This is a genomic window from Lacrimispora sp. BS-2 (assembly GCF_040207125.1).
Lineage (GTDB): Bacteria > Bacillota > Clostridia > Lachnospirales > Lachnospiraceae > Lacrimispora.
In genome coordinates, this window is record NZ_CP157940.1 from 2,098,435 (window position 1) to 2,123,771 (window position 25,337).

A 25,337-nucleotide genomic window follows, 5' to 3' on the forward strand; every position below is an offset into this window, starting at 1 on the left:
CTTGTTGATAGAATTAATTCAGAAGTTCAAGGGCACCTATAAAGACAAAATACATTTAAAAATCTTGAACTTACTATTTATATAGGAGGATTAATGATATGTATTACAGCAGTGGTAATTATGAAGCTTTTGCCCGTCCTTTGAAGCCGGAAGGTGTGGATAATAAATCCGCTTACCTGATTGGATCCGGCCTTGCAGCTTTATCAGCTGCTTGTTTTCTTGTCCGTGATGGACATATGAAGGGAGAACGAATCCATATTTTGGAGAAAGACAGACTCCCGGGTGGTGCCTGCGATGGCTATAAATACAATGAACTTGGATATGTAATACGCGGCGGACGCGAGATGGAAAGTAATTTTGAGTGTATGTGGGATTTGATGCGGTCCATCCCATCCATTGAAACAGAAGGTGTCAGTGTTTTAGATGAATATTATTGGCTCAACAAACGTGATCCTAACTATTCTCTTATGCGTGCGACGATCAATCAGGGAGAAGATGCCCATACCGATGGAAAATTTGGGCTGTCCGATAAGGGATCTATGCAGATTATGAAGCTGTTTTTTATGCAGGATGAAGACCTGTATGATAAACGGATCGATGAAATATTTGACAATGAAGTGCTGAATTCTAATTTCTGGTTATATTGGCGTACTATGTTTGCCTTTGAGAATTGGCATAGCGCTTTAGAAATGAAACGCTACCTTCACCGCTTTATTCACCTCATCGGGGGAATGCCCGATTTCAAAGCACTTAAATTTACTAAGTATAATCAATATGAATCTTTAATTCTTCCAATGGTAAAATATCTGGAGAATCATAACGTTCAATTCCACTACGAAACGAGAGTGGTAAATATCGAGTTTGATATCCAAACGGATAAGAAACAGGCAAAGAGCATTTTGTATGTTCATGGCGATGTTGAAGATACTATCAGCCTGACAGAAAACGACCTTGTTTTCATTACAAATGGAGGTTGCGTTGAAAACTCATCATTGGGTGACCAAAATCATCCGGCAGAGTTCCGCTATAATATCAGTGCTGGCGGAGGTTGGGATATGTGGCGAAAAATCGCAGAGCAGGATAAATCGTTTGGAAATCCCGACAAATTCTGTAGCAATCCTGAGCTGAGTAATTGGATGTCCGCTACTGTTACCACTTTAGATGAGCGCATTCCGCCGTATATTCAAAATATTTGTAAACGTGATCCATTTGACGGCAAAGTCGTAACAGGAGGAATAGTAACAGCGAAAGACTCTAACTGGCTTCTTAGCTGGACATTCAATCGTCAGCCGCATTTCAGCAGTCAGCCAAAGAATCAACTGGTTGGTTGGATTTATGGACTGTTTAGCGACAAACCAGGTAACTTCGTAAAGAAATCTATGCGAGAGTGCACAGGTAAGGAAATCTGTATGGAATGGCTGTATCATATGGGTGTACCTACAGATAAAATTGATGACTTAGCAGAACATAGTGCAAATACTGTACCTTGTATGATGCCCTATGTTACTGCATTTTTCCTGCCTCGCCGTTTAGGTGATCGTCCCAATATTGTACCTGATGGCAGTGTCAATTTTGCTTTCATTGGACAGTTTGCTGAGACCAAGCGTGATACGATCTTTACTTCAGAATATTCTGTAAGAACCGGAATGGAGTCCGTTTATACATTACTGAACATTGATCGTGGTGTGCCTGAGGTTTGGGGAAGTACATACGATATTCGTAGTCTTCTAAATGCTACTGTACAATTACAGGATGGAAAAAGCTTAATGGGGCTTGATTTAGAACCTGGCCGGAAAAAGGAACTTGTTGAGGTAATTAAGAAAGTACAGAACACAGAAATTGAAAAGCTACTGATGGAATACCATTTAATAGGTTAAAAAGGGAGGTATCTTACTGGAAAGATAGTAAGTGGTAAACCACTGGTAGTGTAATAAATTTTGTGTCTCTGGAAATAAATGGCTCCTTTCTGGGTATGAATTAGATAAATAATTCATTTTTAGAAGGGAGCTTTTTCTATGGCAATCGCTAAAGAACAGTTACAGCAAATCATTGCAGACAATGACATAAAAAGTGTCGGTGATATTTACTCCTTATTTAAGGACAGCTTTAAAGACATGTTGCAGGAATTATTGGAAGCAGAAATAAATGCAACACTTGGTTATGAAAAAAATAAAAAAGAGGTTACTGATACTGATAACAAGCGTAATGGATACTCCCCCAAACGGGGAAGAGTCAGTTTGGGCAATTAGCCCTGGATATTCCCAGAGATAGAAATGGAGAGTTTGAACCCCAAATCGTCCCCAAATATCAACGAGATATTTCTGGCATTGAAGAACAGGTCATTTCTCTTTATGCAAGAGGAATGTCTACCAGAGATATTCATGACCAGCTTCATGATTTGTACGGAATTGAACTGTCTGCGGATATGGTCAGTAAAATTACAGACAAGATTTTACCGGAAATAAAGGAATGGCAATCTCGTCCTCTTGAACCAGTTTACCCCTTTGTTTTTATGGATGCGATTCATTACAAGATTCGTGAAGATGGCCGGATCCTTAACCGCGCCGCCTATGTGGTTCTTGGCGTATCACTTGATGGGAACAAAGATATTCTAAGCATTAACATAGGTGCAAATGAATCCTCAAAGTTCTGGCTTGGCATGCTTAATGATTTAAAGAATCGCGGGGTGCAGGAAGTTCTGTTTTTTTGTGTAGATGGGCTTGCTGGTTTTAAAGAGGCAATTCATGCCGTTTATCCCCAGGCAGAAGTACAACGGTGTATTATTCATATGCTGCGTAATTCTTTTAAATATGTATCCTATAAAGATATCAAAAAATTCGCAGCGGATTTCAAGGCAGTTTATAAGGCACCAACAGAAGAATTGGCCCTTTCTGAACTGGACAGCGTGAAAGAAATCTGGGGCAAGAAATATCCTTATGCAATATCCAACTGGGAACAAAACTGGGAAGTGGTACGCCCGTTTTTCGAATTCAGTGATGATATCCGAAGGATTATGTATACCACAAATATTATTGAAGGAGTCAACCGCCAATTCCGTAAAGTCACAAAAACCAAGAATAGCTTTCCCAGTGACAATTCTTTGGAGAAGATGCTGTATTTGGCAAGTCAGAATGTTAAAAAGAAATGGACGCAGCGTTACCGGAATTGGGATTTGGTACTCAGCCAGTTGATGCTGTTGTATCCGGAACGATTGAATGAATATCTATAAAGGAAAACCGGTCAGACAGTTTGCTACAACTGTCTGACCAGCCCATTAATTTCCTTATTCCGTCGGTACTTATAGTATGCCCGATTTTTTCCTAATAATTCCAGAGGTCGGGTGTGGGCAGAGCCCACAAAAAGAAAGCTACAGGTAACGACTATTTTTGATGTCCGAAAGTATATAAATATAGAATGAGGGGAAACTACTAACAGAAACTTGTGTTCGACATAGCAAAACAGTTGCGAATCAGAGGAATCTACTACATATCTAATTCAATTTCAGAAAGTTGTTGGATTTCTGGACACAAGAAAATTTACACTCTCCCTCCATTTGGTGAATACTATTGTCAAAATCTTTTATTTCAATTATTCTTCCGCTGTCATTGTACTGATATCTACGTTTGTTACCAGCTGCATTCATTATTTCTTCCAGCTTACCAGCTTTATTATAAGAATACAAAGTCTGATTCCCGTTCCATCAATGTATTTTTCCTGCTGACCTAATTCATTGTAAAAAAACCTTCTGCAATTTTAATTTAACGTTGCACCCTATTCCTCTATTTCTATATCAAATTCCGAACTTGGTTTATCACTAATTAAATTTTCATAATACCAAAAATATCTCTTCTCCCCATAAAGTGTATATTCAATAATTTCAGTTGGACTCTGACCTTCTATTTTCAGCCTTTTTACATATTCTCCATCAAGGCCTCCAAATACAAATCGGTTCCCTTCGACGATACTCAAATCTCTTAAATTTGATATGTCAGACACTTGAATCGCCTGGCAGAATAGGCTAAATTCTCTTTCTGGGGTTATCTTAGTTTTTCCTGGATCTCCATGTCCTTGAATGATTGCAGTAAGCAGTGCATATTGCTTTTTATTCTCTACTGTTCTTATTTTAAATTTAGCAAAAACAAGTGCCCCTTCTTTTGGATCCATTTTGGAAAAGTAAACCATTGTTGCATATTCATCATTTTCGAAGATTTTCATGATATCACTTACTTTACTTGCATATAAATAATCTTCTGCAAAATAAATCTTCTGATTTACAGCAACAAGAGCTTCTTCTTTCGTAACTGCATAAACTAGTTGCGGCTCTTCAAAAGTCGGCATTTCCCTCGCACCAAACTCAAATATTATATGTTGAGAATTATGTGCTGTACTTCTCTCACTTTTTGATTTTAATGCAAGAAATACTATCAAAACAGCCAACACCATGAATAATACAATTATTGCAAGTATAAAAAGTCCTATGTATTTTAATATTCTTTTCATTATCATCTCGCTCTGGCTATTATGCAATGCTATACTCCACATAATAGACCTAAGGATGCTACAGCCGTTAATGGAACTAATGCTACAGCAATGGAAACTAACGCCAACACACTCTACCACAATATCCCATGACGCCATTCTTTTATCTTTTGAAACTGACCATTCGGAAGTTTTAAGTATAACAATAAATACTCTTCATTATAGATCCTATATGCTTTCTGCCCCAAAGAATTGAGTATTTACATTAAATCCGCACAGTTATAGTAAAAACACCTTATTAAATTTCTTCTTTTATCTGTGTAACAATCCTTAAATTATCGTCATTTTACTATTCTTCCATTTCTATGTGAAGTTCTGTACTAGGTTTATCACTGATTAAGTTTTCGTAATACCAGAAATACTCTTTTTTACCATTGCTAATATATTCAATTACCTCTGTGGGCATTTGTCCTTCGATTTTCAATGTTTTTACCTTATCTGATTGAATGCTTCCAAATATGAAACGACTTTCATTGCTAATTCCAAACTCTCCAAAATAATCAAAGAATACAGCCATATCACGAATTGCTTCTAATTCGTTTGACACCTGTTTTCCTCCACTTTCAACAGGTAACACCAAAATCACTGCATATTGTTTTTTTCCGTCAAATACTCTTATTTTAAACTTACTGGCCACAAATCCATCTGTTTTAGAGTTTTTAACAGAATGATAAAACAATGCTGCATATTCATCACTCTCAAAAGTTTTTATGATATCATTCACTTTACTCATGTATGGATATTCTTTAAAGTAATAATTCTCTACAGCAATAAGCGCCTCTTCCATGGTATCCTTAAAAATTGGTTCCTGTTCCTCAAAGGTAGGAATTTTTCCTTTCCCCTCATACTCCAGTATTATGCTTCCTGAATTATTTCCGATGCTTCCCTTATTCTCCGAACTTAATCCAGAAAATATAATCAGAACAACCAACACCATGAATAATCCAAGTATTGCAAGTATAAAAAGTCCTATGTGTTTTATTATTCTCTTCACTAATATTCTCTCTTTCTGGCTAATTATCTAATACTATATCGTAAGCGCCTAAATGGTTCTTTCCAGAGTTGGTTGTATTTACATTGTTAAAGGTGTATAATTACTCCATAGGACGGTGATTACATGGAGACTAAAATTATAAAACTATTAGATTCTTCTTTAGAATGTATTGATTGTAAAATTAAAGATGATAAGATAATTCTACATATTTATTCCACAAAGCAAAAACTGATCTGCCCTTATTGTGGTAATGCATCTTCAAAAATACATTCTGTTTATCAAAGGGAACTTCAGGATATCCCTTTACATGAGAAACAAACAATTCTACTATTGGATACAAGAAAAGTATACTGTGATAATCCGGAGTGCAGTCACAAAACTTTTTCGGAACGCTTTGATTTTGTTGTACCTAACGGAAAGAAAACGAAACGTCTTGTTGAAAAGATATTAGTGACATCTGTTAAATTAAGTTCAGTAAGTGCATCATCTTTACTTAAAGCGGATTATGTCAAAACCAGTAAAAGCAGCATCTGTGACCTGATTAAAAAAAATGCCTTCCCTTGTGGATAAATCTGCTGTTACAAAAGTTTGTGTGGACGATTTTGCTTTTCGAAAAAGATATACTTATGGCACAGTTATGGTCGATTTAGAAACACACAGAATTATTGATATTATCGACTCAAGAGAAACGAAACAGGTTGAGGAGTGGCTAAAATCCTATCCTAACTTAGTGGTTATTTCGCGTGATGGAGCCCAAACATATTCATCTGCTTCAACGAATTCTCATCCAGATGCACTTCAAATCAGTGACAGATTTCATCTGTTGAAAAATCTATCGGATGCAGTACAAAAATATATGTACCGTCTATTTCCTTCCAGATTGGTGATATCTGCTACTTCACAGAATGCAGAAATGCAGGCGCTATATGATACAAAAAACCGTACAGAAAGAATCCATTTTGCACATAAAAAGCGTCAGGAAGGATATATGACGGATGATATTGCTTTGCTTTTGCACTCATCATCCTCTACAATAAGAAAATATCTTGCTATTCCAAAAGATAAAATCCCTGAAGCGAAGGAAAATGCCCGGAAACGTCAGCATATCAGGCAAATGCAAAATAAACAGCAAGCAATTGAAGAGGTCAGAACTTTATATGCACAGGGGAATGCAATTGACAAAATCACATATTTAACTGGTCATACTACCTTAACGGTAAAAAACTATCTGAAAAAAGACTGCCCACTGAGTAATGGACACTACGATTGCAGGAGGCCAGGCAAATTGGCATCTTACGAGCAAACAGTCATTGAAATGCGTTCAAATGGAATAACTTATGACAAAATTCATGAGCATATTTGTAAAAATGGGTACACAGGCACGGTTGCTTCTTTAAGAATGTTTATGCAGAAAGAAAGAACACATTTAAAGAACGTATCAAAAAATGAAAACGAGCCTGTTGAATATATTCCACGCAAGTTCTTTTGTCAGCTTATTTATAGGGAATTAGAACGTGTAAAAGGGTTAACACTTAAACAATATGAAGCTGCAATTAAAAGATATCCTGTCTTAGGAAAAATCTATTCGCTGCTTAGGGAATTTCATCGTATTATATTTTCCCGTCAAAGTAAGGAATTGGATTCATGGATTACAAAAGCAAAACAATTAGAAATTGATGAGGTGGATACATATATTAATGGTTTGAAACATGATATTACAGCAGTAAAAAATGGTATAGATTTTGAATATAATAATGGGTTGGCTGAAGGAAGTGTGAATAAAATCAAGCTGATCAAACGAATTATGTATGGGAGAAACAGCTTTTTACTATTAAAAGCAAAGCTGCTTCTCAATGAATATTATTATCAAATCAACTAACTCTGGAAAGAACCATTTAGGCGCTTACTTTTCAACTAATCTTAGTATGCCGCCTGACAACTACCAAATACCTGCGAGAATAATTGTGCTGCTTTTGCAAAAAGTGCCACAGCAACGCCATTATCGAATCCTCCAACACCAGTAATATCATCTGCAATCAAAACACCCCTGCTATCACCGCTACGACTCCTACCACCACTAGACCTGCATTCTTCGCCCATTCCAATGCATCTTTTGGTACTGCTACCATTTCCTCCTGCGGCTGTTTTTTCCTATTCTCATATGACCAGAAGATCATTCCGGGATATTCTGCATCAGTATGGTAATGAATGACTTTATTTGGATATCTTTGGCTTGGGATATCGCAGTTAAATATAGCATTTAAGGAGTCCCCCGGTATTGCAGTCCTTCCCTTATACCTTTTATCAGTTTCATTCTCCCTTATCGCTTTTACATAAGCATTTAACTGTACTTGTCCTCTGGCTTTACTATAAGCAGTATCATGCTTTAATTCATACAAGCCTGGATTTACATTTGCTTCCCTGAGGAATAACTCTGTTACACTTATATTTTCTACTATTGAATATCTAATATTCGAAAAATCACAGTTAACTGCTATTTACTAAAGAATTACATGCATTTTTATTACATTGGCGGTACTTTCCATTTCGCATAACCGGATGTTGGTTGCCAATCTTCCCCATGCGATTTTCTACACGCTCTTACCCATTTAATAATTTTATTACAATTATTATAATAATCATTTATTATTAATTCAGCGTCTTCCCTTTGCCATATCCGTACCAAATCCTTTAATATATCACACTGACGTAATAAAGTTATATCCACACTAGTAATTCCATTTAAAACACGATGATCCCATCGTCCACCCACCTTTTTTATAAACATATTTCCATATACAGAAGCAAGCTCTATTAATTTATCCTGCACTGCTTTATACGGCTCTCCTTTGACCTTCTCTAACTCTTTTTTTATTAGCAGAAGCATGTTCTCTTCTGACAATTTATATGCATTATGTTGTTCTATAAACTTTTTTGTCAATACGGTATTCTCTTCATATAACTTTTTATACATTTCAGAAGTTGGATAAAGCCATTCTTCCATCTCTTTTTTCGTCTCTTTTGCCTCTTCTGCTTTTTCTTCCAGTTTATTCAACCCATATTGTTCAACCAAATCTAACAATCGATTCAGAACAGCAATTTGTTCTTCCTCGTTATGAAAGGGCAGAAAGTCTAACCTACAGTTTGGATCATCGGTTATTTCCCTTGATCTACCAAACCAATAACCATTGTCCATTTCCAAAGTATAATCATTTCCATGATAACTTTTCTGAATCACTACGCTTTGAATCAATCCATCTACCTCTCTGCTAAATCTCCACCGATATCCTTCATAATCCGCATATTGAAAACCGTAGGGAGCCAACCTCTTTTTCATCACTTCAATTACGATACTCTTCTTTCCCATATTCGTTCCTTTCTCAAACACTGTGCTTGATTCATCTGTTTACTCTGATATATTAATTTACTGCCGGGCAGCTGCCAAATACTTGTGTAAATATTTGTACTGCTTTGGCTAAAAGTACCGCAGCAACGCCATCATCTGCAAATCCAATACCAGATAAATTATCTATAAGCAAAACACCCCCTACTACCGTCAAACCTGCACCTGCTACTACCAGACCCGCATTCTTCGCCCATTCCAATGCATCTTTTGGTACTGCTACCATTTCCTCTTGCGGCTGCTTTTTCCTATTCTCATATGACCAGAAGATCATTCCGGGATATTCTGCATCAGTATGGTAATGAATGACTTTATTTGGATATCTTTGGCTTGGGACATCGCAGTTAAATATAGCATTTAAGGATTCCCCCGGTATTGCAGTCCTTCCCTTATACCTTTTATCAGTTTCATTCTCCCTTATCGCTTTTACATAAGCATTTAACTGTACTTGTCCTCTGGCTTTACTATAAGCCGTATCATGCTTTAATTCATACACTTCTATCTGTCCAGCCGCATTATAATACAAGTAATCCACTCTCCCTTTTCCTGTCGGTGTAGAATACCCTGATCCATTCCCTCTTTCTAACCCACTCGGTATAGTCTGCTCTGGTAATAACCCAGGACACCCAAATACATGAGCCCTTAACGTCGTATGCGCATCATTCCCCTTCTCAATCAGATCGCGCCACCATTCTATTGCCTCCCCCAGTAAATCCACAAAGTTTAATGGGGAATTTAAGCAGTATATATAACTGTTTAAAGAGAAAGGACTATCCAGATATCCCTTTTGAATATCCTCTCCCGCAAATCTTCCAAGCTCCGGGACATACTCTCTGGCCTGAGCATAATAAGTTCCAATTACTTCATCTGCTAAGTATCCGGTATAAGAGAAGGGCTGTCTCTTCCCCGCATTTCCATATTCGTCACAGCCAAATTCATCATACCCATAACGTTCCAATTCTTTTCCGGTATACCAAAGAAAACGAACCGGACTTCCCATTTCATCTAAAAGGGCAAAGCTGTCTACCCCGTTTTCTCTCATGCCTTCCAGAGAATTCCCCCACAAATAGGTTTGACGTTTTCCTCCCCTTTCTAACGCCAGAAGGTCATGATGATCCTTTGTCATGTCAAGAAGATATTCTGTGTCAACAGGATTTGCTCCGCCTTTTTTTTCTGACGTTCTGACTCTTTGTCCCAGACCATTATATTCATGCCTGCTGCTTTTCCCGTCTCTGGTTTCTGCTCTTTCAAGCCTTCCCATGGCATTATAACTGTATTTCTGCCAAAGGACATCATTCTCCCAGACCTCTGTCAGATTCCCTCTTAAGTCATACCGATATGCGTACTTGGACGTTCCGTTTTTTTGAACTATCTGATCTGCGGCATTATAGATATAATCGGTTCGGTCTTCTCCTTCCACCATAACTGTACGATTATAAAACCTATCATACCCATATTCACGCAGCACTTGTCCATTCTGTTCCACAGCGGTTAGCCGTCCACTCCGGTCATAGTGATACCGGTAGTCTCCGCTTTCCTTAGGGATTCCTCTGCGGTATTTCTGGATTTGTGTTTTATTCTCCATGAGATCATACGCATATTGGTAGTCTTCCAATACCGTTTCACCGCTTTTATGAATCAGCTTCTTAAGCCTTCCCACATGATCATAAGTCCAACACGTAGTAAGATTGTCATTGCAGATTCTTTCTGCCAGCCTTCCAGCCGAATCATACCGGTAATTCACACGGGATTTACCATTTTTCACCTGGGTAAGGCGCAAAAGTTGGTCATAGGTATATTCGGTACGGTTCCCCTCTGGATCGATCACAGCTTTTCTTTCATCCATATCTCCGAATTCATACGCTATGCTCTGGCCCCGGTGGTTGGTTACCTTTTGGATTCTTCCATAACTGTCATACTCAGCGGCTGTGGTTCCCAACCAGTCTTCTATCTCCTTTAACTGCCGAAGATGATCGTAGGTATATTTTACCACGTCCCCATTATCATATGCAATGCTCTCAAGCAGTCCATCTATGGTGTACGAAAAGGAAGTGCTCCGTCCATCACGGTCTGTTCTTCGCAATACGTTTCCGGCTGCATCGTGTTCATACTGTTCTTTATTTCCAAGCGGATTTATTACAGACACTACCCTGCCATCCAAATCCCTCTCATATAGCGTTAAGTGCAGGTTATGTTTGTCCTGATTAATCCGCATGGCCTCTTCTAACTCCAGATTCCTCTCGGTGATATTTCCCGTGCGGAATACTGCCGTTACATTTCCCAATGGGTCATAACCATACTTTGTTACATTCCCTTCTCCATCCTCTACGCTTACGAGTTTTCCCGACGGGGAATATCGGTACGTCATTTTATTTTTGTTGGCATCAATCACAGCAGTTATGTGGCCAACTGCGTCATAATCATATGTTTTTTCCTGCCCATCACTGCTTTTTATAAATATCATGCGGTTTTCATTATCATAAGTGTAATGAATACGGTATCCCCCAGCATCCCACTTTTCTATTATGTTCCGATTTGCATCATAAGTATAATTCTCACTTTTACCATCTGGAAAAATAACCTTTTTTAAAAGCCCCCCCGGAAAATATTCATAAGAAGTTGTCCTTCCAATTGCGTCCTTAACAGATATCGGTTTTCCCATTGAATTGTAACAAAAGGTAGTTATGTTTCCACGAATATCAGTTTCTTTAATTTTTCTCCCGCATGCATCATACTCCATCTGTTTCCAGTTTCCGGCCGGATCTGTGATCCTTGCTAAGTTTCCAGCAGCATCATATTCATATTGAGTTACCATGCCAAGAGAATCCGTTTCTTCTATTACTCTGTTTAATACATCGTAATGGTAACTGGTAGTTTTACCTCTTACATCTTTTATCTCCACCTGGTTTCCACAGGCATCATAAGCAAATTTCGTTTGCCCCCCTACTGCATCCTCATGTTGAATCAGTCGGTTGGATTTATCATAGGCAAGGTGTATTTCTCCTCCATTTGGCAGTTTTACACTAATCGGATTTCCCATTTCATCATACTGGAATTCCGTTGTATTCCCTTCCTGATCCTCGTATCTTTCCGGACGGTTGCAGGAATTGTACCACATCTTTTGTGTTGACCCATCATAATCCATGATGGCAATTACTTTTCCACTTGGATTATATTTGTACTCTTTTTCATATCCCATAGAATTAATGGTTTTAACGATATCATTCTTCTCGTTATAAAAAAATCTGGTTACATTACCATTTCCATCTGTGGTCGAAGAAACCCTGTTTAATATGTCATATTCGTACCGGATCATATTTCCCATTGGATCGATCATACAGGTTACGTTGCCAGAGGAATCATAGTGTAGCTTTGTCTTCGAACTGTCCGAATATAAAATACTTTCCAATTGTTTTTTATCGTCGTAGTTGAAGTATGTAATATTTCCATTTGGATTCTCTACTTCCATAAGATTCCCTGATTTATCGTAACGTCTTTTAGAACAGGCACCATCCTGTTGCTTTATACAAATCAATTTTCCGTTAATGTCATAGGTCATATTCGTCTTCTGCCCCAAAGCATTGACTACTTGTGTTAAATTTCCCTGGTTATCATATGCATACCGGGTCGTATTCCCGTTTTTATCCGTATAACGAATCTTCTGATTCCTGTCATTATATTCAAATATCTCTTCCCCATCCTCATAAATGGTACGGACATTGCGCATTAGTTTATCACATTCATAAATAACCAGATTCCCATTCTGCTCCAGCATGTAGGTGCGGTTATTTTCATCATCATACCGGAACTCTGTCACACCCCCATCGGGCATGATCTGCTTTCTTACCCGGTCCACTCCGTCATATTCATTCTTCACTCCCAGTATATCCCGAGGAGTAATAATTCCATTTACCTTTCCATTCTCATTGTATTCATAGGTATAGGTGTATCCCATGGAATTGGTAAACCAATGCAACTTCCCATACTGGTATCTCAGACTGATCTTTCTCCCGGTATGATCCTCTACATAGATCAGTTTCCTTTCCTTGTTATAGGTATAATTCAGCCTTCCTCCGGTTCCATTATCCACACATTCTAAAAGTCCATCACTGTTGTAAGTGAATTTCCGGTTATTTCCATTCCTGTCTTTCTGTCCGTACAGCTTTCCCTCCTGGTCAAACTCATAAACAGTACCATCTTCCCGCTCAAACTGGTAGCCGTTTTCTGATTTGCGGAGTATTCCTCCGTCTCCCATAACCGGAGCATAACTATCCCCCAGCTTCCGGCAGTAAGGCAGTTCCCGGCCGTCTTCCAGGACGATTCCTAACAGTTCTTCCTCTTTAATTTTTATCAAACGGACTCCGTAATTATGGTTCCAGCCCTCTCCAAGTACTTGCTGGTCGCCGCAATCCATGGCATTATAGAACAGTTGAAAACTTAAAGGCAGATTCCCATTTATCACTAGGTCCTCTTTTTCATAAATATAATTCCCTGTGTTCATATTGATGGGATCTTTGCCATAGACCTGGCAGAGCATGTTCTTTCCTGCTACCCAGCGGAATACATTTTGGTAACGCTTTAAAAATGCAGCCCAGTTTATCTTCCCGTCATACCCTTGGCCTGATGTCACGGGAATAATGACTCCTCCCTTTTTGCAGAGCAGGACAGAGCTCATGCTGATAGCCTCTTCTCCTCCTACGGTTTCCGCCTTTCCGGTTCCTACTGCCGTGTTTTCCCATTTATCAACCAGATCCATGAAACCTTCGCACTTGTGGTCCTTTTCATTCTTTCGGCACTCTCCAAAGTATGGGATATTCTCACAAGCCTTGCAATCCTTACAGTTCACCTTTTTCTTTCCACCGCTGGTATATCCATGACCAGTTGGAAGTTTAAGCTGTGTAATATTGCTTCCGTTGACACAGAATAGCTTTGCTCCCTCCACCAGATACTCCTTACTGTCTGCTGCTTTCTGTGCCTGATTAAGCAGCATTCCAGGTCCCTGACCTAAATTCATTTTACCTGCCTCACTCATTGCTTCTTCTCCTCTCTTTCCCCTATTTCAACCGTTTATTTCAAGATGCTGCTGCCAGATAAACTTACCTCCTTAAGTTCCAGACCGGTGGCCTCCCGTTCCAGCAGACTTTCCGCTAAATCCATACGAATTACTACTGCACTTTCTGTTCCTGTCCTGACACGGAATAGAGGAACTCCACTTATTTTTTCTCTGTCAAGGATTACCTCTCTCTGTCCGGGGACGGGCTGCGTTGCCAGACACTCCTCTTCTTCCAGCACAGGACAATAATAGGAGGCACATTCCCCTTTTTCCGTGTCAAATAATACAAAGAACAAAAATGGAATATCTGAATCATATAAAGCCGTCACCTCCATGGCTGGCCTGGAAAGCAAAAGAAATGGCTTAACAATGACATCCGGAAATATCCCGTCCATTCCAAGTTTTGCATTAAGCTGAATGAAAGGCGGCATCTTCTGGTACTCGTCCCGTGTCAGCTTCCTCACATCAATGGTCTCGCTCCAGTTTATGATCTGTGGAAAAGGATTTTTATCTCCATTGGTCAATATAAAATATTTCATCTTTCCTTCATACGCCAAAGGATCTCCCCCTCTCCCTGATATCTTCCGAAAAAGGCAGTAAAACTTTCTGCCTTTACTGCCTTTTGAAAAGCTTCCGTTTCCATGATCTCTCCTGCCAGGTCAAAGCACAGCTGACTGACAGCCGCATAGTAATATTCCACACATATCCTGCGGACAGCCTCTTCCTCATACCTCCAGATCCTGGGGTACTTTCTCCGTAAGCCTGTCATCACGGATTCCATGTCTTCCTCAAAGCATTCAAAAAAGCAGGGAGGACGCCAGTAAAGTTCTTCCGGAGCCGGATCAAAATAGAATTCTTCGTCATACAGGGATAATAGGAGTTCATGGCTTCCGGTCTGAAGGCTGGTGTGGAGATAGCAGATTCCCAGCCATGATACTTCTTTCTGCTCATCTAATGCCTGACTGAATAACCGTACAAAGGCATCCACTGCTTCATTTCTGCATTCCGTTTTCCGGTAATCCCTCTCCAGCCTGCGGCACTGGGAAGCAAATAACTCTTCCTCTGCATTTTGGGCGTCTCTCTCCAATTCTTTTATCCTGTCCATCATGACCCCTCCTGCTTATTGTACTTTCAGTTCTCCTCCGGTAAATGAGATTCCCTGATCAAGGTCGATGCTGGTTGTCTTTTGTTTCAGATTTACAGAGGCCGTCCCGGCTGCTATGAGAGAGCCGGTCTCGCTGGAAATAGTCAAGTCATCCTTTGCCTTTATCACGATGTCATGCTGGCTGACAATCTGCACCCCTTTTGCATCATTTAATTCGATTTTTGTCCCCTGGTTATTGGTAATTACAATGGACTCCGGGGTAAAACGGACTTCCTTCTGGTATTTATTCTTCATGATCTTGTACTCCGGATTTTTCCGGTCCGGGCTTTCCGTATCCAAATGAACGGAGCTGACCACATAAGCCTCTTCTTCCCTTTGTTCCGGTATATGCAGCCGGACCACATCGCCGATTTCCGGCATACAGTACCAGCCGGTCCCGTCAGGAGTAGAATAAACCGTAGAGTATGGATACCACAGATTGATATTCTGCTCCTGGTTTTCATCCTTTAAGACCTTTACCATCACTTTATCCTCTTTCACTTGCAGGACCTCTGCCTGGAAGGAACAACCGGATCTGTCTTCCTGGAATGTTTCTGGAAAGTCCATGCCGGACCTGGATTTTAAATGGCATGTATGAAGCATTTCTCCTCTTTCATACCTGCTGTCCATTTTCCAGACAAAGAGCTGTAGTCCATTTACTATCATCTGATCCCCGATCTGATAATCCTCCCGGCTCTGTAAGATGTATTCCAGACAGGCCCCTTCCTGCATTTCCTGAAGCCCCTGGTTCCGTTTTCTGCGGTAACCTCCCAGATCTTTTTTCACTGTATATTTGATGGAATCTGGAAATTCATAACGTTCACCCTCCGGTAGATCATAAAAATATTTAACACCGCATGTCCTGGTACTTGGCACCAGGAAGCTGTGAAATCTTGCTGCTATCCGCTTTAAAAATTCCCAATCGGATTCTCTGTGCTGCAGCACCAGTTTTCCTGTTGTGTCCGTGAGTGGCCGGGTTTTGATGAGCCCTGGGTTCTCATAAGTACCGGTGATCTGTTCAAAGATCTTTTCATATGTGACTGTACTGTCCTGAAAGGTCCTGAAATGCGGTTTTAAATCCATAAAGCACGTACCCGTAGTTATCTCCAGGGTCATCCTTTTCTGGTCTTTCATGCTTTCAACCGAGAAACCGGTAACAATTCCCCAGAAAAGGATCTGTGCTTCGCCATCTTTTCCTACTTCTTCTATTTTTTCCCATACGTCTCCGGTCAGCTGCTTTATATAAATTTCTTCATCCTTATCTGCTATGTATCCGCTTATTACAGCTGTACCATGTTCATTAATTTCTCTGCTGACTTTAAGTTCTCTGATCTCTATAAACTGTAACGGTTCTGTTTTAAGATTGTATTCTTTCATGCTCTTCCTCCTCTGTCTGTATCGTCCCAAGCATGGTAAGGATTTTCGGCTTCCATCTGTCGTAGTCCTTAAATATGCAGTAAAAAGTTCCTATGATTAATTTTCCCTCCGCAAGGAACAGGAACATCATGTTATAGACCCGTTCATCGGCGGCAAAGCTTTTGTAGTCAAACCACAGGGCAGGGATAGTTCCAGATACATTTCCCTGATCATAGAAAACGTTTTTTCCGTCTGCCTGTTTTAGTATCCGGCGGATTCGTTCCCTCTCAGCTTCCAGATCGATAATGGTTTTCCCATTTTCCAGCCTTGCAGTCTGGAAAGTGAGTCCTGCGTGTTCATGAGAATTGACAAGAATCATTTCCGGCCTGTTTTTGGAAAAGAAGACAGACGCTGCCTTTTCCTTTCCGATCTCTTCAAAACCACCAGGAATCTTCAGCGCAAAACCCGGACCATAAAACTCAGACCAGCCAGACGGTTCTTCTCCCCGCCTCTTCACTTCCGGTTTTATCCTCTGCAGCTCCTTCTGTATTTGAAGGAATACTTTATCAATATCATCATCATGAACCTCTTCCATCCAGTTCACCTCCCAACATATCCTGGTACACTAAGTTGTTTCATGCAGCGTATGAAAGAACTGCTTCAACAGAACCTCCCATTTCATGCGATCCTGCTCTGGATAGGTAGCTGTAGCAAGGAACATTTGGTTACGAACTGACAGGACCGCCTTTGTATGTTGCTGCTTTTCTCCGAATTCTTCCAGTTCCATGGTAAACCAGCCGGCCGGATACTGCCCGGCCACATACAAATGGACCGGTGACAGTTCACTCCTTGGATGTCTGCTGCTGATATATTCTCTGACCGCCTCTGCTGCTTTTCTCGTTTCTTCCGGCCTTAGCTTTTTATCAATCCGTTGGAATGTCATCTGATTTTTTCCATCCGCATCTGCCAAGATCATTTCCGGGCGTTTATCATATGGGTAAAACATCTCTTTCATGATCTCCGGCATCTGCTTAAGCTCTGCCGGAATCTCTGCCGATAATATGCCATCGGCCAACACAATCCATTCCAGGGCTACCCGTTCCTGGAGACACCCTTCCGTATCCTGATCATACAATATGTTCATCCTACATACACCTTACTCATTCTTTTCCTGAAAGCTGATGGCAAAGTCATTTATGATCTGCTTCCTATTCTTCAAGCGTTGCTGTGCCTTGTCCTGCTCCGAGCGGAATACCTTTTGTTCAAGCATGGCTGCGGCATCCAACTGACTGCTGATTGCATTCAACCGGTTGATTTTTTCAATTGCGGGACTTTTCCCCACGCCGCCGCTTTTTATGGTTTTACTCATCTTTCAGCTCCACCTCCCTTGGTTTTTCCCTATCTGGTCTTCACCATATCCACCTTTGTACCTGTTATCTGCTGTTCCAGCCCGGCAGAGCCGGCTGCACATGGAGTAGAAGCCAGCAACGCATTCTCCGCTCCGCTGATATCATATTTTTCAGAATCTGAAGAATCGAACACGGGAAATCCAGCCGCTTTGCTTCCTTCCATTTTTACTTTTCCGAATTTTCCAATGGAATCAAATCCATTGCACATATTGATAACTGTTGGTGACAGAATATTCCTTCTTACAATCGAAATCTCCTGAGGAGCCTGAAAAGATACCCTGCTCCCTTTCAGCCATACTCCCTTCTTGGCTAAGATTGTCACTTCCCCACTGCTCTCGATGTTCGCTCCAACCCTGTCATGAATTTCTACTTTTAACGGGACTTTCTGTTTCATATCTACAAATCCCAGGCTGTCCGGCAATAGATACATACGTTTATCCTTTGCCGTTGTAAAATACCGCTTTGAAGGATCTGCCATCTCTTCATTGCCGGTTCCATTTTTTCTGATACAGCTGTTGGCCCTGGCATTTCCTTCACTGCCTTCAAAGGTTATCGTGATACGCTCTCCGATTTCCGGCATACAATACATTAGATTACCGGTTTCCGGCATCCAAGGATACCAATACCCTTCACCGGAAGACTTCTCCCCGTCAATATCCAGTTTAACCCGTACAGCTTCCTGTTTCGTTTCCAGTACCGTGCCGCCCAGGGCAACCCCGGCTATTTTGGGATTGTCGTATCCGGCCGTTCCGAATGCTTCGGGAGAACCTGCTATATAATGGTAAACCAGCAGACCATTTTCAAGACTGCACCTTTTTGATAAAACCACTGTCTCCCTGCCATCAAACATAGATATGTGGTCTCCTGCCTTCCAGCTTTCATAACTGCTTATCTCATAACAGATAAACTGACGTTTTTCAAAATGGTACTGATCCCGGTCATAGGTATAGTAAGTCTTATCAAACCAGATTCTCTCCGGCCGAATTCCTTTCCCTCCTGCCGAGTCCCCAAGGGGCAGGCCAAAATACAGTTTCGGTTTTAAGGAACCCCCTCCCGGAAGCAGGGAAGTTCCTAATTGCCCTGCAATCCGTTTTAAAAATTCCCAGTCCGTTTCTCTGTATTGATAAATCGGTTTTTCGATCTTCCGGTCTTCGATATGAAAGACTACATCAGCATTTTCTGTATCGGATAACACACCTCTCACCAGTTCCTTATAAGTCATATCAATCTTTTGAAATGATCTGCTTTTCTCTTCTAAGTCTAGCAATTCCGTAGGCGATATCGCCTCAATCCTTGCTTTATACTCATTCCCTTCCTGCCATATCTCAACATTTTTTATGTAACCGCAAAATATAGGCGGAACAGTTTCATTTCCATTCTCATCTGCCGCTGAAACCGTCACACTACTTCCCTCCAGTTTCTGAAAAACAGGAGACTCTCCTGTTTCAGCCGGTACAAATCCTGTTATCCTGGCGACGGTATGGCAGTTTTTTTTAATATCCATATCAAATTCTTTAATTTCATTGATGTTTAACTGGCTGCTGATTATTAGACTTCCTGATGTAACTGCATTCATAAAATAACACCTCCCCATCTGGTTGAATTCCCTTTATAACGTCCAATAAATTCCTGCTATTATAAAATTACATTATACACCAAGAAACGCCAAAGATACCTTGCATGTAATAAATAACCAGTTAGATGTAATTTTAGGTAACACTTTATTTTTTCATTGTTATTTAACACTAATTTAAAACATAATTAATTTTAAATAGGTGGTGTTAGTATATAAGTGTGGACACGAAAAGTATAATATATATGTATTAATTCACATTTTCGGCATACATTTGTTATAACAATATATAAGGGCATAATTATGGATCAAATAAAAAAATATAGAAGTATTCTAAAAAATATAATATTGGTCATTACTTTCTGCCTATTATCTATTTCCATCATTAAAAGTATATATAAAATCCATACAGTCACTTCCGCACAACCGACTGATGGGATTTTAGTTCCGATCATAATGTATCATCAAGTAAAAAATAGTGGTTTTGGCAATGATGTCATTAGTCCTGATGAATTTGAAAGTGATTTAAAGTATTTAAAAGAAAATAATTACAATACAATAACAATGACACAATTAATAGATTATGTTCATGATAAAAAGGAATTACCCCAGAATCCAGTCATTCTTACTTTTGATGATGGGTATCTTAGTACCTATCTAAATGTTTATCCTCTGGTAAAAGAGTATAATATGAAAATAGTTTTATCTGTAATTGGAAAAAGCGTCGATGAATTTTCGAAAGTATGCGATGAAAATATTAATTACTCTCACGTAACATGGGATGAAATAAAAGAAATGCAGCAATCTGGACTGGTTGAAATACAAAGCCATTCCTATAATTTGCATAAAATTTCTAAAGGACGCTATGGATGCTGCCAAATGTCTAATGAATCCCTGGAGCACTATGAAGAACTTTTATCGAATGATATAAATAAGCTGCAGGAGAAAATTATGTCTGTGACAGGTAATAGTCCAAATACGTTTACCTATCCATACGGAAAATATAACGATGAAATAGAAACTATCGTTAAAAAACTAGGTTTTAAAGCGACCTTAACTTGCAAATTCGGGGTAAATGTGATCAATAATGATCCCGATACTTTATATAGTCTAAAGAGAATACGCAGAGCCCATAATCAGAGCATTAAAAAAATGATAAAAGAAGGGATGGACACTGTGAAATAATTCACAGTGTCCATCCCAAAGATTGTGCAAACCTCCAAACTAATGTAAGATGGAATTATCAGTTTGGAGGTATTTTATTTCACCTGACTTTTTTACGATGTTTTTCTGCTATCTCTAATAATTCCTTCTCATTTACATAACGTGTTAAACATCCAATCCCTTCAACACATAATCCACCGGTAATGTTACCAAACAATATGGCATTTTTAATGTCATAGTCATGATATAAACCATAAATAAAACCGCTTAAAAATGCACTTCTGCTCCTGTAGCATCTACCGCTTTAATATTCTCTAAGGGCGGAATGATATGTGTAGTATCACCTTCTACAAGCATACAACCGTTCTTGTCAAGTTTGATGATAACCTGATCAAAATATTCTTTCAGTTTATCCGCGGCATCCTGCAAATTCTTAGTTTTCGTAATCTCTAAGGCTTCTTTCTGATTTGGCGTAAAATAATCTGCAAGCTTAAGATACTCTGAATATTTTTCTAAAGACAGCCCGTCTTCCCAGCCCACATCAAAAACCAGTATTGTTCCATCTTCTTTTAACCGCTTATATCAAAAACCACATCATCATACTGTAACTTGCTGATAGTTATCTCCTTTTCAACACCACTTTTATTTGGTGCAACCATCATTTCTTCAGATATATCTTCCTCTTTCAACATTCTCCTCAATTCTCTTCGTTTAGTTTTCTGAACCAAATAAGAAAATCGTAGAGCCAACACTTCACTAAAATGGCTTACTTCTTTTATCATAATACAACTAAAGCGCATTCTATCAATACCATTTTGACATAGTTGTTTTCTTTTCATAGCCTTGTGCTTTTCTTTTTTCCTGCCCTTTCATTACTGCCGAGAATTAATCCAGTCCACAACAAATTAACACAATTTATTTGAAATAATAATTCACCTAATGGTATAATAATGCTTGGGAAAATGTGGAATCACATAAAGGAATTGGTTAGAGGAAATGAATGCGGTGGTTCTATGCGAGGAGATTATGTTCAATTATATCTTGAAAAGAAAACAGGAAAAATTATTCCAGGCACTCAGGGATTTTATGGCGGATTTGGTGGTTATTCATCTGTTTATAAGATTTACCAGAATTATGATAAAGATTCCTATATATATTTGCAATGGATTGGACAGGGCAGTGGAAATTTCACATACAATGACGACTTTTTATTGAAAAGCGCTCACCTGTTCTACGATGGAAACGATGTCTTGGCAAAAGATCATATTTTAGAAACCGAATATATGGCTGCATATTATATAAACGATGTGTTAGCTTCTGCAGAAGATTTTAACAAGGAGTTAGAAAAATATACGTTTGTTCCAATGAAACTAAAATAATAGGGAGAGGCAAAGGTGTTTATGAAAAAATCTATAATTATATTTTTGCTTTTATTGATATTGACTTCTTATCAGAATTTACATGAGCAAGGTGATAAGAAAAAAGAATTAATTCAACAAAGTGACATAATTGATACGAAAGAAATAATTGACGTGTCTCAAAATTCTACATTCGAATTTCATGATGAAGCTATAAAAAACACCATTGAGAATTACTTTGAAAAAGATATTACATCATTAACGGCTGAAGATTATGAAGAATTATCAAAGTTTGATTATTTAGTCGTTGAAGACATTGTAAACTCGATTGATGATATTGAAAGATTGTTTCCAAATATTAAGTATCTATATATAAATGTAGACATATTATCGGCAGAGTTGTACGATGATATAAAAAAATTAAGTCACTTAAAGGCCCTAACATTATATTGCAATTCCATAACAATTACAGATTTCAAAAACGATTATCAATACTTTGAAGTCGCTTACACTGACGACAAAAAACCATCTTCAAACAATATTTTATCACGATTCTCTATTAACCATGAAACCCTTTTAAACAAACATCTGGAAGGGAATATCCAAAAAATAGTTCGGCTTAATGATAATGGTAATATTTATGAATTAATCAGTACTGATCATTACACAGAAGGGGAGCTGTGGGAAAAGCAAGAACGTTTTGTATTTGTCTATGAAAATGGCAGCCAAAATTTAAAAACTATTTTAGATGCTGGTTCAGAAATAGGTTCATATACTCGAAACAGCTTACAACTCATTGATATTAACTTTGATGGCATCCCAGATATTTTAATAGATAACGGACATTTTGGCACACAGGGCGCGGTTACATACACATGTTTTTTTAATAACAAAGATAATTATATCAGGTGCGATAGCTTTTCAAGTATAGCCAACCCGGCAATTGATATAAAAAACAAAAAAATATTAAGTACATGGCGTAATTGGGCAGCATCTCATAGTTTTGCAATGTTTACGCTTCAAAATAATGAATTTATAATGACAGATTGTTTGACAGAAGAGGCTGATAGATCAGGTGATGACGTCTGGATATTCACAATTGAAAAACTTGTAGATGGCGATTTACAAAAAACCGAAACCTTTACAAGCAACGATTATTCTGATGAAGAAATTTATGATATGATTTATCATGAAGATAGTTACTGGGGGCTTTTATCAGACAAATGGAACACTTTGTACAACCAAGGAAAGATGGTTGGTTTTAGTATTTATGGAGATAGTAAAATTAATTCGACAATTCAGCGTATTATATCAACTTCAGAAGAATTGACACAATGACAGGAGTAAATTCTTTCAAAATAAGTGATCCTGAGAACCATAAAGATCTTTTGACGAAAAATCATATGATACATTACATTTTGATGAAAGCTGCTCCAGAAAAGCGGAACATTTCAGAACGACGGATACAAAAATTGTGCGAGGAAAGTTGCATGGATGGCACTTTGAAATTCGGGCGTGCATGGATGATCCCCAAATCTGCAGAAAAGCTCATTGATGGACGGTATACTCGTAGAAAAATAAAGGACGGCGAAAAAAATGAAGCATATTTTCTTTGTTGAAGATGATTTGAGTTTAATTAGTGGCTTATCTTTTGCCATAAAAAAACAAGGATATGAAATAGATATTGCCCGAACATGCCTTGAAGCAGAAACATTATGGATAAATGGAAAATACGATTTGGTAATTTTGGACGTGTCGCTTCCCGACGGCTCCGGCTACGATATATGCAAAAAAATTCGTAAAACATCAAAGATACCCATTATGTTTCTTACTGCGGCTGATGAAGAAACAGAAATTATAATGGGCTTGGATATAGGCGGCGACGACTACATTACAAAACCTTTCAAACTGGCAGTGCTTCTTTCAAGAATAAATGCACTGCTTCGCAGAAGTGATAATTTTAATCAACCTGACGCAGAATTAAATTCCAATGGAATAAAAGTTCAACGGTTAAAAAGAGAAGTCCATAAAAATGAAGAGCAGCTCGACTTAACCGCAAGTGAGTATAAACTGTTATGCCTGTTTATGGAGAATCCCGATTTAGTCCTTTCGCCGGAACAGATTTTAAGCAAACTATGGGATTGCAACGAAAACTATATAGATCACAACACTCTTACCGTTTATATACGCAGGCTGCGTACAAAAATTGAGGACAATCCCAGCCAACCTCAAAAAATCATAACGGTTCGACGCATGGGCTATAAGTGGAATACTGTTGATTGAGGTGCTTGATGAAAATACTGACAAACAGAAAAATTAAAATGCTTTTTTGTTGGGCACTGATGTTCATAATGATATTTTCGTTGCTTTCCGTTGCTATTGTAGCCTTAAAGCTTGAAAATGCAATTCTATATACACTGATATGTTCATTTGGCATGGGGGCTTCAATATTGGCTGTCGGATACTGGTACTTCAAGGAACAGAATAAAATTATGGAAAATGCCGTAATGCAAATCAAAGATTATATTTCTGGAAATCAAGGCGCTCGTATCGAATGTGATGATGAGGGCGAGCTATACAGGCTATTCCATGAAGTAAATGCCTTGGTTTCTATTTTGAACGCCCACGCCGAAAATGAGGGAAAAGCGAAAAGGTTCTTGAAAGATACCATATCGGATATTTCCCATCAGTTAAAAACTCCTCTTGCTGCTCTTAATGTTTATAACGGTATCATGCAGGAGGAAGCAAAGAATTTACCGACAATTATGGAGTTTACTGTTCTTTCAGAGCAGGAACTTGACAGAATAGAAATGCTTGTACAAAACCTCTTGAAAATCACAAAGCTTGATGCAGGAACAATTATAATAGAAAAATCTATAGAAAACATATCTGAAATGATGAATTGTATTGAAAAACACTTTTACTATCGTGCCGAGCAGGAGGAAAAGAAATTACATTTGTCTGGAGATGATACCATTTCGTTATTATGTGACCGTAGTTGGCTGATTGAAGCAATGAGTAATATCGTTAAAAACGCTTTTGACCATACCAAACAAGGAAATGCTATCTATATTGAATGGAAACAATTTGGGTCAGTTGTTCAAATCCTCATAAAAGATAGCGGAAGCGGTATCCACTCGGAAGATTTACACCACATTTTCAAAAGATTTTATCGCAGTCGTTTTTCAAAAGATACGCAAGGTATTGGACTTGGCTTGCCTCTTGCAAAATCTATTATTGAAGCACATAGTGGTACGATTGAAGTTGACAGCGATTTAGGTATCGGCACAACTTTTACAATCAATTTCTTAATTCCTACAAAATTGTAGGCTGCGTGTCATCTG

23 protein-coding genes and 1 pseudogene are annotated in these 25,337 nt (G+C 38.8%); 9 read left to right on the plus strand and 15 right to left on the minus strand.

Translation table 11 applies throughout. The features are described 5' to 3' along the window. The first annotated feature begins 98 nt into the window (after positions 1–98). A complete protein-coding gene (locus ABFV83_RS10030; RefSeq protein ID WP_349948717.1) occupies positions 99–1,877 on the plus strand; it encodes an oleate hydratase in 1,779 nt (592 codons plus the stop codon). Between the two features lie 138 nt (positions 1,878–2,015). Then, positions 2,016–3,229: pseudogene (locus ABFV83_RS10035) on the plus strand (IS256 family transposase). A gap of 261 nt (positions 3,230–3,490) precedes the next feature. On the opposite strand, the gene ABFV83_RS10040 reads toward ABFV83_RS10035, so the two are convergent. The 3 genes from ABFV83_RS10040 to ABFV83_RS10050 all read right to left on the minus strand — a co-directional run bounded on the left by ABFV83_RS10040 (position 3,491) and on the right by ABFV83_RS10050 (position 5,533). Next, positions 3,491–3,682, minus strand: a complete 192-nt coding sequence (locus ABFV83_RS10040) for an RHS repeat domain-containing protein (protein ID WP_349948718.1) — start codon at positions 3,680–3,682, stop codon at positions 3,491–3,493. An 89-nt stretch (positions 3,683–3,771) separates the two neighbouring features. Further along, complete coding sequence (locus ABFV83_RS10045) at positions 3,772–4,500, minus strand: hypothetical protein (RefSeq protein WP_349948719.1); 729 nt, start codon at positions 4,498–4,500, stop codon at positions 3,772–3,774. A 328-nt stretch (positions 4,501–4,828) separates the two neighbouring features. Then, positions 4,829–5,533 (minus strand): hypothetical protein, encoded by a 705-nt coding sequence (locus ABFV83_RS10050; protein WP_349948720.1) that lies wholly within the window; start codon positions 5,531–5,533, stop codon positions 4,829–4,831. Between the two features lie 123 nt (positions 5,534–5,656). Between ABFV83_RS10050 and ABFV83_RS10055 the strand changes: the two genes are divergently transcribed. Together ABFV83_RS10055 and ABFV83_RS10060 are read left to right on the plus strand one after the other, a co-directional pair. Further along, positions 5,657–6,103, plus strand: a complete 447-nt coding sequence (locus ABFV83_RS10055) for a transposase family protein (protein ID WP_349948567.1) — start codon at positions 5,657–5,659, stop codon at positions 6,101–6,103. Further along, positions 6,096–7,412: an ISL3 family transposase gene (locus ABFV83_RS10060; protein WP_349948721.1), complete on the plus strand. Its 1,317-nt coding sequence runs from the start codon at positions 6,096–6,098 to the stop codon at positions 7,410–7,412. Before ABFV83_RS10055 ends, ABFV83_RS10060 begins: the two co-directional genes overlap by 8 nt. Positions 7,413–7,569: 157 nt before the next feature. Here ABFV83_RS10060 and ABFV83_RS10065 read toward each other — a convergent pair whose 3' ends face one another. The 10 genes from ABFV83_RS10065 to ABFV83_RS10110 form a co-directional block, all read right to left on the minus strand. Next, on the minus strand, positions 7,570–7,932 hold the full coding sequence (locus tag ABFV83_RS10065) for a hypothetical protein (RefSeq protein ID WP_349948722.1): 363 nt from the start codon (positions 7,930–7,932) through the stop codon (positions 7,570–7,572). Between the two features lie 125 nt (positions 7,933–8,057). Then, positions 8,058–8,900, minus strand: coding sequence for a hypothetical protein (locus tag ABFV83_RS10070; protein ID WP_349948723.1), 843 nt, complete (start codon positions 8,898–8,900; stop codon positions 8,058–8,060). A 52-nt stretch (positions 8,901–8,952) separates the two neighbouring features. Beyond that, entirely contained in the window at positions 8,953–13,968 is a 5,016-nt protein-coding gene (locus ABFV83_RS10075; protein ID WP_349948724.1) for a DUF6531 domain-containing protein, read from the minus strand. 35 nt (positions 13,969–14,003) lie between these two features. Then, positions 14,004–14,546 carry a hypothetical protein gene (locus ABFV83_RS10080; RefSeq protein ID WP_349948725.1) on the minus strand — a complete coding sequence of 181 codons (543 nt, stop codon included), beginning with the start codon at positions 14,544–14,546 and terminating at the stop codon, positions 14,004–14,006. Beyond that, on the minus strand, positions 14,525–15,097 hold the full coding sequence (locus ABFV83_RS10085) for a hypothetical protein (RefSeq protein ID WP_349948726.1): 573 nt from the start codon (positions 15,095–15,097) through the stop codon (positions 14,525–14,527). Before ABFV83_RS10085 ends, ABFV83_RS10080 begins: the two co-directional genes overlap by 22 nt. Positions 15,098–15,109: 12 nt before the next feature. Further along, entirely contained in the window at positions 15,110–16,510 is a 1,401-nt protein-coding gene (locus tag ABFV83_RS10090; protein WP_349948727.1) for a contractile injection system protein, VgrG/Pvc8 family, read from the minus strand. Then, positions 16,491–17,084: a hypothetical protein gene (locus ABFV83_RS10095; protein WP_349948728.1), complete on the minus strand. Its 594-nt coding sequence runs from the start codon at positions 17,082–17,084 to the stop codon at positions 16,491–16,493. The genes ABFV83_RS10090 and ABFV83_RS10095 overlap by 20 nt, the downstream gene beginning before the upstream one ends. Positions 17,085–17,114: 30 nt before the next feature. Continuing rightward, entirely contained in the window at positions 17,115–17,633 is a 519-nt protein-coding gene (locus ABFV83_RS10100; protein ID WP_349948729.1) for a hypothetical protein, read from the minus strand. A gap of 12 nt (positions 17,634–17,645) precedes the next feature. Next, a complete protein-coding gene (locus ABFV83_RS10105; RefSeq protein WP_024347830.1) occupies positions 17,646–17,858 on the minus strand; it encodes a hypothetical protein in 213 nt (70 codons plus the stop codon). Positions 17,859–17,887: 29 nt separating this feature from the next. Next, a complete protein-coding gene (locus tag ABFV83_RS10110; protein WP_349948730.1) occupies positions 17,888–19,474 on the minus strand; it encodes a contractile injection system protein, VgrG/Pvc8 family in 1,587 nt (528 codons plus the stop codon). Between the two features lie 300 nt (positions 19,475–19,774). Here ABFV83_RS10110 and ABFV83_RS10115 point away from each other — a divergent pair, with 300 nt between their 5' ends. Beyond that, entirely contained in the window at positions 19,775–20,656 is an 882-nt protein-coding gene (locus tag ABFV83_RS10115; protein ID WP_349948731.1) for a polysaccharide deacetylase family protein, read from the plus strand. Between the two features lie 246 nt (positions 20,657–20,902). On the opposite strand, the gene ABFV83_RS10120 is transcribed toward ABFV83_RS10115, so the two are convergent. Both ABFV83_RS10120 and ABFV83_RS10125 read right to left on the minus strand, forming a co-directional pair. Next, positions 20,903–21,175 carry a PfkB family carbohydrate kinase gene (locus ABFV83_RS10120; protein WP_349948732.1) on the minus strand — a complete coding sequence of 91 codons (273 nt, stop codon included), beginning with the start codon at positions 21,173–21,175 and terminating at the stop codon, positions 20,903–20,905. A 29-nt stretch (positions 21,176–21,204) separates the two neighbouring features. After that, positions 21,205–21,474 carry a hypothetical protein gene (locus tag ABFV83_RS10125; protein WP_349948733.1) on the minus strand — a complete coding sequence of 90 codons (270 nt, stop codon included), beginning with the start codon at positions 21,472–21,474 and terminating at the stop codon, positions 21,205–21,207. Between the two features lie 111 nt (positions 21,475–21,585). On the opposite strand from ABFV83_RS10125, the gene ABFV83_RS10130 reads away from it, so the two are divergent. The 4 genes from ABFV83_RS10130 to ABFV83_RS10145 all read left to right on the plus strand — a co-directional run bounded on the left by ABFV83_RS10130 (position 21,586) and on the right by ABFV83_RS10145 (position 25,322). Next, on the plus strand, positions 21,586–22,014 hold the full coding sequence (locus ABFV83_RS10130) for a hypothetical protein (protein WP_349948734.1): 429 nt from the start codon (positions 21,586–21,588) through the stop codon (positions 22,012–22,014). Positions 22,015–22,035: 21 nt separating this feature from the next. After that, positions 22,036–23,331, plus strand: a complete 1,296-nt coding sequence (locus ABFV83_RS10135; RefSeq protein WP_349948735.1) for a hypothetical protein — start codon at positions 22,036–22,038, stop codon at positions 23,329–23,331. 258 nt (positions 23,332–23,589) lie between these two features. Then, positions 23,590–24,276 carry a response regulator transcription factor gene (locus ABFV83_RS10140; protein ID WP_349948736.1) on the plus strand — a complete coding sequence of 229 codons (687 nt, stop codon included), beginning with the start codon at positions 23,590–23,592 and terminating at the stop codon, positions 24,274–24,276. A gap of 8 nt (positions 24,277–24,284) precedes the next feature. After that, positions 24,285–25,322 (plus strand): HAMP domain-containing sensor histidine kinase, encoded by a 1,038-nt coding sequence (locus ABFV83_RS10145; protein ID WP_349948737.1) that lies wholly within the window; start codon positions 24,285–24,287, stop codon positions 25,320–25,322. The last annotated feature ends 15 nt before the right edge of the window (positions 25,323–25,337 follow it).